The following is a 6,683-nucleotide window of genomic DNA, read 5'->3' as shown; positions in this document are numbered from 1 at the left end:
CGCTGTCCTGCGGTTGCCGCTGCGGTCTTCATCGCCTCGGCGTCGCGGTGCGTGGCGTCCTCGGTGCGGGGGCGGGGTGCGGGCGTCATGGGTTCGCGGTGCGGGGCGCGGGTGGGCTCGGCCTCGGGGGACGGGTGGGGGCGGGGGTCCTGTCGAGTGCCCGCTGTCCCTCCGGTGCCCGCCCGCTGTCCTGCGGTTGCCGCTGCGGTCTTCATCGCCTCGGCGTCGCGGTGCGTGGCGTCCTCGGTGCGGGGGCGGGGTGCGGGCGTCATGCGTTCGCGGTGCGAGGTGCGGGTGGGCTCGGCCCCGGGACGCCGGTGCGGAGGCGGGGGTCCTGGCGGGCGTCCGCGAGGCGAGGGAGTCGTGGGTTCGCGGTGCGAGGTGCGGAATGGCCCGGCCTCCAGCGACTCGGCACCCAGGTGGCGGCCCCTGCCGGACCCGACGTCGTGCCCCGGGACGCCGATGCGGGGGCGGTGGTCCCGCCGTGCCCGTTGCCCTTCCGGTGGCCGCGGGGTCACGGCGGCGGCCTTCATCATCTCGGCGACGCCTGCGCGACGCCCTCGAACCGAAGGTGAGGTGAGGTCGCGGCATGTTGCTCGAAGTGCGTGATCTGTATGTGGAGTTCCGGACTCGGGACGGGGTCGCCAAGGCGGTCAACGGGGTCAGTTACGGCGTGGACGCGGGGGAGACGCTGGCGGTGCTCGGGGAGTCCGGGTCCGGGAAGTCGGTGACCGCGCAGGCGGTGATGGGGATTCTGGACGTGCCGCCGGGGCGGATCGCCGGGGGCGAGATCCTCTTCCAGGGGCGGGACCTGCTGAAGCTGAAGGAAGAGGAGCGGCGCAAGGTCCGCGGGGCCGAGATGGCGATGATCTTCCAGGACGCGCTGTCCTCGCTGAACCCCGTGCTGACCGTTGGGGACCAGCTCGGCGAGATGTTCGTCGTGCACCGGGGGATGTCGCGCAGGGACGCCCGCGCGAAGGCCGTCGAGCTGATGGACCGCGTGCGCATCCCGGCCGCCAAGGAGCGCGTCAAGCAGTACCCGCACCAGTTCTCCGGCGGCATGCGCCAACGCATCATGATCGCGATGGCCCTCGCCCTCGAACCGGCCCTCATCATCGCCGACGAGCCCACCACCGCCCTCGACGTCACCGTCCAGGCCCAGGTCATGGAGCTGCTCGCGGAGTTGCAGCGCGAGTACGCCATGGGGCTGATCCTCATCACCCACGACCTCGGCGTGGTCGCGGACGTGGCCGACCGGATCGCCGTGATGTACGCGGGCCGCATCGTCGAGTCGGCGCCGGTCCACGACATCTACAAGGCGCCCGCCCACCCGTACACCCGAGGCCTGCTGGACTCCATCCCACGCCTGGACCAGAAGGGGCAGGAGCTCTACGCCATCAAGGGCCTGCCCCCCAACCTCATGGACATCCCGCAGGGCTGCGCCTTCCACCCCCGCTGCCCGATGGCCAGGGACGTGTGCCGCACCGACGTGCCGCCGCTGGGCGAGGTCGACGAAGTACGCGGCAGCGCCTGCCACTTCTGGAGGGAGTGCCTCAATGGCTGAAGAGGCGGCGGAGGCGATTCTGGAGGTGAGCGGGCTCGTCAAGCACTACCCGCTCACCCGGGGCGTCCTCTTCAGGAAAGAGGTCGGCTCCGTCAAGGCGGTAGACGGCGTCGACTTCACGCTCCACCGCGGCGAAACCCTCGGCATCGTCGGCGAGTCCGGCTGCGGCAAGTCGACGGTCGCCAGGATGCTGGTCAACCTCGAACGACCGACGGCGGGCTCGATCAAGTACAAGGGCGAGGACATCACCAGGCTCTCCGGCCGCGCCCTGAAGGCCGTAAGGCGCAACATCCAGATGGTCTTCCAGGACCCGTACACCTCCCTCAACCCCCGCATGACGGTCGGCGACATCATCGGGGAGCCGTACGAGATCCACCCCGAGGCGGCCCCCAAGGGCGACCGGCGCAAGAAGGTCCAGGAGCTGCTGGACGTCGTCGGCCTCAACCCCGAGTACATCAACCGCTATCCGCACCAGTTCTCCGGCGGCCAGCGCCAACGCATCGGCATCGCCCGGGGGTTGGCCCTGCGCCCGGAGGTCATCGTCGCCGACGAACCCGTCTCCGCGCTGGACGTCTCCGTCCAGGCCCAGGTCATCAACCTGATGGACCGCCTCCAGAGCGAGTTCGACCTCTCCTACGTCTTCATCGCCCACGACCTGTCGATCGTCCGGCACATCTCCGACCGGGTCGGCGTGATGTACCTCGGACGGATCGTGGAGATCGGCAGGGACGCCGAGATCTACGACCACCCCACGCACCCCTACACCCAGGCGCTGCTCTCCGCGGTCCCCGTCCCCGACCCGGAGGCCCGCGCCCACCGCGAGCGCATCATCCTCACCGGCGACGTCCCGTCCCCGACGAACATCCCCTCCGGCTGCCGCTTCCGCACCCGCTGCTGGAAGGCCGAGGAACGCTGCGCCCAGGAGGTACCGAAGCTCGCGGTGCCGCCCCACCTCGGAGGCGATCCGACCGGGCCCGCGGCGCACGACTCGGCCTGCCATTTCGCGGAGGAGAAGAGGGCTGTCCTGCCGGAGCCGACGCCATAGCCGTACAAACACACCCGAACCGCGTTAACAAGCAGGCAACTTCGCCGACCCGATCCCGATATACGGACGCGTCAGGCTGATCAGCGTACGGCCGTGCGGGTGCCGTAAACGGACCGGGGTGCGCCATGTCACCCCGGTCCGTTGCTGTCTAGGCGAGCCCGAGCGACCGCTTGAGGAAGTCCACCTGAAGCAGCAGCAGATTCTCCGCGACCTGCTCCTGCGGGGTCATGTGCGTCACCCCGGACAGCGGCAGCACCTCGTGCGGCCGGCCGGCGGCCAGGAGGGCGGAGGACAGCCGCAGGGCGTGTGCGACGACCACGTTGTCGTCGGCCAGGCCGTGCACGATCATCAGCGGGCGGTGCGGTTCGGCGGCGGAGGACAGACCGTCGTCGGTGACGAGCGAGCTCTTCGCGTACGACTCCGGCTGCCCGGCCGGGTCGCCCAGGTACCGCTCCGTGTAGTGCGTGTCATAGAGGCGCCAGTCCGTGACCGGCGCCCCCGCGATGCCCGCGTGGAAGACGTCCGGGCGGCGCAGCACCGCGAGGCCCGCCAGCCAGCCGCCGTACGACCAGCCGCGGATCGCCACCCGGGACAGATCGAGGGGGTGGGACTTCGCGAGGTCCTGGAGCGCGTCGACCTGGTCGTCGAGGGAGACCGTGAAGTCCCCGTGGACCGCCTTCTCCCAGGCGGGCGAGCGGCCCGGCGTACCGCGCCCGTCCGCGACGACCACGGCGAACCCCTGGTCGGCGAACCACTGCGAGGTCAGGTGGGCGTTGTGCGCGGCGACCACCCGGGGGCCGTGCGGTCCCCCGTAGGGATCCAGCAAAACCGGAAGCGGGGTGTCACCGGCGTAGTCCCGAGGCATAAGCACGGCGCACGGGATGCGGCGTGCGCCCCCTTGGGTGAGGGTGATGCGCGGGGTCAAACCGGGATCTTCGGCATGCGACCGGACCGCCGCAACCCGCTTTCCGTCGCGCAGGACCTGGACCTGGGACCCGGGCCGGTCGAGGGTGTGGGACACCAGCGCCGTCACGCCCCCGGCACGTACCGCCGCGTGCACGCCGGGCTCCTGCGACACACGCTCCACGCCCAGCTCGTTCACCCGGTACACATGCACTTCGCCGATCCCGGGATCCGCCGCGCCCTCGCCCGCCGACGCCGAGATCAGTACGTCGTCGTCGGAGACGTCCAGCACCGCACGGACATGCAACTGCGGTCCCGTCAGCGGGCGTTCGCCCACCGTGAGTACCCGTGCGCCCCCCTCGTCGGCGATGCGCACGAGCTGCCCGGAGGGGCTCCAGCAGGGCACGCCGGCGAAAAGTTCCAGCCATTGTGGATCTTCGTCCGCGTGCACCATCCGGGTCGCCCCCGTCGCCGGGTCCACGGCCAGGAACAACTGGCTGCGCTGGTCCCGCGCCTGGACGAGCAGCAGCGGCGCACCCGCCGCTGACCAGTGCACTCGTGCCAGATAGGGGTAGCGCGCCCGGTCCCACGCGACCTCCGTGCGGATCCCGTCCAGGCCGATCACGAACAGCCGGACGTCCGCGTTGCCGGTCCCCGCCGCCGGGTACGCGACGCGCTGCGGCTCGCTCTCCGGGCGCGCCGGATCGGCGATCCACCACCGGCGCACCGGGGTGTCGTCCGCGCGCGCCACCAGCAGCGAGTCCGACTCCGGGCCCCACCAGAAGCCCCGAGAACGCCCCATCTCCTCGGCCGCGATGAACTCGGCCAGCCCATAGGTGACCCCGTCCGACTCCGGCTCGGCGAGCGCACGGTCGCCCTCGCCCTCGGCGCCCACCACCCGCAGGGCGCCCTGCGCGACGTACGCGATGTGCCGTCCGTCGGGGGAGGGGCGCGGGTCGATCACCGGCCCGGGGACCGGGAGTTCACGCGCCGTGCCGGCTCGCAGCTCGGCCGTGAAAAGCCGCCCTGACAAGGCAAAAGACGCCAACTCGACAGCGTTGTCGGTGGCCTGGGCGACGATGCCCGCGCCAGCCTCGCGACTGCGTTCGCGCCGGGCCCGTTCCTCGGGCGAGAGGTCCTCCGAGGAGCCGCCCAGGAGGGCGCGCGGGTCGGCCGCCATGCGCTCCTCGCCGTCCGCCGTGTCGAGGACCCAGAGCGAACTCGCCGGATCCGTACCGGAGGTGGAGCGCAGGAACGCGACGCGGCTGCCGTCGGGCGCCACGGTGAACGCGCGCGGAGCGCCGAGGGTGAACCGCTGGGTGCGGGCGTGCCGTCGGGGGAAGGAGACAGGCTCGGTCGTCATGCCCTGACCATATTGGCCAGTGCGCCCCCTTGTGCGGCTGTGCGCCGATCGATGCGCACGCCCGGATAGTTATGATCACAACCGCATAGTGGGTATGAACCTGCTGGCTGCTGTATGGATTTATCTGCCCCCATAGTCCGACCCCCCGCCCTTGGGATTCTTGGAGGTGAGCCGCCGTGGCACTCTCGATTTCGGCGGTGGTGCTGCTGGCGATCATCGTCTTCCTGCTGATCAAGAAATCAGGATTGAAGGCGGGTCATGCGGTCGTCTGTATGTTGCTCGGGTTCTACCTGGCGTCCTCGACCATCGCTCCCACCATCAGTGAGCTGACGACGAACATCGCGGGCATGATCGGCGGCATCAAGTTCTGAGCAGCGGGCGCGCCGCTGTCGGTGCCGCCTCGTAGGGTGGGGTCCATGACGGAACCACCTTCCCCCAGCCTTCGGCCGGGGGGACCCCCATCTCGCTCCGCTCGGCGTCTGCTCCTGGTGCACGCGCACCCGGACGACGAGTCGATCAACAACGGCGCGACCATGGCCAAGTACGCGGCCGAGGGTGCCCGGGTGACCCTGGTCACCTGCACCCTCGGTGAGCACGGCGAGGTCATTCCCCCCGAGCTCCAGCACCTGACCGGCACCGAGCTGGGCGAACACCGTCTGGCCGAGCTCACTGCCGCGATGCGCGAGCTCGGCGTCGAGGACTTCCGTCTCCTCGGCGGAAAGGGCCGCTACGAGGACTCGGGGATGATGGGCATCGCCGACAACGACGACCCGGCCTGCCTCTGGCGGACCGACGTCGACGACGCGGCCCGGGCTCTCGTCGAGGTGATCCTGGAGATACGCCCCCAGGTCCTCGTCACCTATGACCCGGACGGCGGGTACGGCCACCCGGACCACATCCAGGCCCACCGCATAGCCACGCGCGCGGCCGAACTGGCGGCGGCAGCGGGGTGGCGGATCCCCAAGATCTACTGGAACCGCGTGCCGCGCACGGTCGCCGTGGATGCCTTCGCCCTGCTTCAGGCGGATCTGCCCGGACTGCCGTTCGCCAAGGCCGCCACCGTCGACGACGTGCCGGGCGTGATCGACGACGAGCGGATCACGACCGTGATCGACGGCACCGCGTACGCCGCCGCCAAGGCCGCCGCGATGCGGGCGCACGCCACACAGATCGACGTGGCGCCGGGCGAGCGGTACTTCGCGCTCTCCAACGAACTCGCGCAACCCCTCTTCACCACCGAGTACTACGAGTTGGTGAGCGGCGAGCGAAGCGAGATGGGGGTCCCCCCGGCCGAAGGCTGGGGGAGGACACAGGACGACCGAGAGTCCGATCTGTTCGCCGGTGTCGCTCTCGGGGAGGCGTCATGAGCTCGATGCTCGCCCAGCCACTGAAGCGGCCCTCCGGCCTGCGCGCCCTCGCCTTCCTCGGGCTCTTCGTGCTCGGCGCCGTGGTCGGGGTGGCGGGGGCGCTCGTGCAGCCCGCGTGGTTCCCGGGCGGCCTGCTGCTCGCGCTCGCCGGCGAGGCCGGGCTCTGCCTCGGCGGTGGCCGTGCGACGGGCAGCCGGGGCGGGGCGGTCGCACCCGCCGGCGGCTGGATGATCGCCGTCATTCTCCTCACCGCCAGCCGCCCCGAAGGGGACTTCCTCTTCGGCACGGGCGCCGCCTCGTACCTCTTCCTCCTCGGTGGCATGGCGGTGGCTGTGATCTGCGCCACCCTTGCACCTGTGCGGCAACCGGACGGTGACGGCGTCCGACTTGCCAAGTGACGTACCACTTCTCCACGACGCACTCGTGCGAGTCCCGTGTGGG

6 protein-coding genes and 1 pseudogene are annotated in these 6,683 nt (G+C 71.0%); 5 read left to right on the top strand and 2 right to left on the bottom strand.

Annotated features, from left to right (window positions below):
* Nucleotides 1-272, bottom strand: a pseudogene (locus tag ACIA8X_RS12310) (hypothetical protein); the annotation flags it as partial.
* Between the two features lie 317 nt (nt 273-589).
* On the opposite strand from ACIA8X_RS12310, the gene ACIA8X_RS12305 reads away from it, so the two are divergent.
* Entirely contained in the window at nt 590-1,564 is a 975-nt protein-coding gene (locus tag ACIA8X_RS12305) for an ABC transporter ATP-binding protein (protein ID WP_399458264.1), read from the top strand.
* On the top strand, nt 1,557-2,609 hold the full coding sequence (locus ACIA8X_RS12300; protein WP_393461861.1) for an ABC transporter ATP-binding protein: 1,053 nt from the start codon (nt 1,557-1,559) through the stop codon (nt 2,607-2,609). The genes ACIA8X_RS12305 and ACIA8X_RS12300 overlap by 8 nt, the downstream gene beginning before the upstream one ends.
* Nucleotides 2,610-2,757: 148 nt before the next feature.
* Here the strand turns inward: ACIA8X_RS12300 and ACIA8X_RS12295 are convergent, their stop codons facing one another.
* The gene (locus tag ACIA8X_RS12295) at nt 2,758-4,875 is read right to left on the bottom strand and encodes a prolyl oligopeptidase family serine peptidase (protein ID WP_399458263.1); all 2,118 of its coding nucleotides are present in this window, start codon (nt 4,873-4,875) and stop codon (nt 2,758-2,760) included.
* Nucleotides 4,876-5,051: 176 nt separating this feature from the next.
* On the opposite strand from ACIA8X_RS12295, the gene ACIA8X_RS12290 reads away from it, so the two are divergent.
* From ACIA8X_RS12290 to ACIA8X_RS12280, 3 genes are read left to right on the top strand one after another with little or no spacing between them, the layout of a single operon-like run.
* Nucleotides 5,052-5,246, top strand: coding sequence for a hypothetical protein (locus ACIA8X_RS12290; RefSeq protein WP_030048865.1), 195 nt, complete (start codon nt 5,052-5,054; stop codon nt 5,244-5,246).
* 45 nt (nt 5,247-5,291) lie between these two features.
* Nucleotides 5,292-6,242: an N-acetyl-1-D-myo-inositol-2-amino-2-deoxy-alpha-D-glucopyranoside deacetylase gene (mshB, locus tag ACIA8X_RS12285; RefSeq protein ID WP_393461865.1), complete on the top strand. Its 951-nt coding sequence runs from the start codon at nt 5,292-5,294 to the stop codon at nt 6,240-6,242.
* On the top strand, nt 6,239-6,640 hold the full coding sequence (locus ACIA8X_RS12280; protein WP_393461867.1) for a DUF6113 family protein: 402 nt from the start codon (nt 6,239-6,241) through the stop codon (nt 6,638-6,640). The genes mshB and ACIA8X_RS12280 overlap by 4 nt, the downstream gene beginning before the upstream one ends.
* The last annotated feature ends 43 nt before the right edge of the window (nt 6,641-6,683 follow it).

It is taken from the genome of Streptomyces sp. NPDC051738 (genome assembly GCF_044453205.1).
GTDB lineage: Bacteria > Actinomycetota > Actinomycetes > Streptomycetales > Streptomycetaceae > Streptomyces.
Note: the sequence above shows the minus strand (reverse complement) of the source record. Positions and strands in the feature narration are given on the sequence as shown.